Genomic DNA, 1,010 nt, shown 5'->3' on the forward strand with positions numbered 1-1,010 from the left:
CCGCCGCCCCCGCCCCACCCCCCCCCGCCCGTGCGCGGGGGTGGGCGGCTACGGACCTCGTGGGGCCCCCCACCCCCGCGCGCGCGCCCGCCCGCCCCCCCCCCCCCCCCCCCCCGCTCCTACAACCTCCACCAAAGCGGCTATTTCAGGTACCACCCCCAGGGCTGGTCGGAGATGTACTCGGTCACCTGCTTCACCTCCAGATAATTCTCCAACCCCCAAACGCCCAGCTCGCGGCCGATGCCGCTGTGCTTCATGCCGCCCCAGGGCGCCTGGGTGAAGGTCGGTTGCGAGCAGTTGACCCAGACGATCCCCGCACGCAAACCATCGGCCACCCGCGCGGCGCGCTGCGGGTCGCCCGACATCACCGCCCCGGCCAGGCCGAAGCGGCTGTCGTTGGCCAGGCGCAGGGCCTCGACCTCGGTCTTGAAGCGCTTTACGCAAAGCACCGGGCCGAAGATTTCCTCGCGCCAGATCAGCGCGTCCTCGGCCGGCTCGTCGAAGATCGCCGGCTCGATGAACCAGCCCTCGCCCAATCCCGCCGGACGCCTGCCGCCGGTGAGCAACCGCACGCCGCCCGCGCGGCCTTTTTCGACGAAGCCGAGCACCTTCTCGTGCTGCCCCTGGCTGACCAGCGGGCCGAGCAGCACGCCCGGCTGCATACCGTTGCCGATGCTGATGGCGCGGGTCGCCTCCACCAGCCGCTCGATCAGCCGCGGGGCGATGCCTTCCTGCACCAGCAGGCGAGAGGTGGCGCTGCACACCTGGCCCTGGTTCCAGAAGATGCCGAACAGGATCCACTCCACCGCCGCCTCGACGTCGCTGTCGTCGAAGACGATGAAGGCGGACTTGCCACCCAGCTCCAGGCTGACGTTCTTGATGTCCTGGGCCGCCGCCGACATGATCCGCGAGCCGGTTGGCACGCTGCCGGTGAAGGCCAGCTTGTCCACGCCCGGATGCTGGCTGAGCGGCCCGCCGGCCTCCGCGCCGAGGCCCGGCAGCATGTTGAG

The 1,010-nt window shown here is 71.2% G+C and carries 1 protein-coding gene; it reads right to left on the bottom strand.

Annotated elements, in window-relative coordinates; translation table 11 throughout:
• Positions 1-140 precede the first annotated feature (140 nt).
• On the bottom strand, positions 141-1,010 hold an 870-nt coding region (locus ACCC94_RS29770), incomplete at its 5' end, for an aldehyde dehydrogenase family protein (protein ID WP_413353179.1).

This window comes from Pseudomonas sp. Pseusp97 (assembly GCF_047304025.1).
In the GTDB taxonomy this organism is placed as follows: domain Bacteria; phylum Pseudomonadota; class Gammaproteobacteria; order Pseudomonadales; family Pseudomonadaceae; genus Pseudomonas.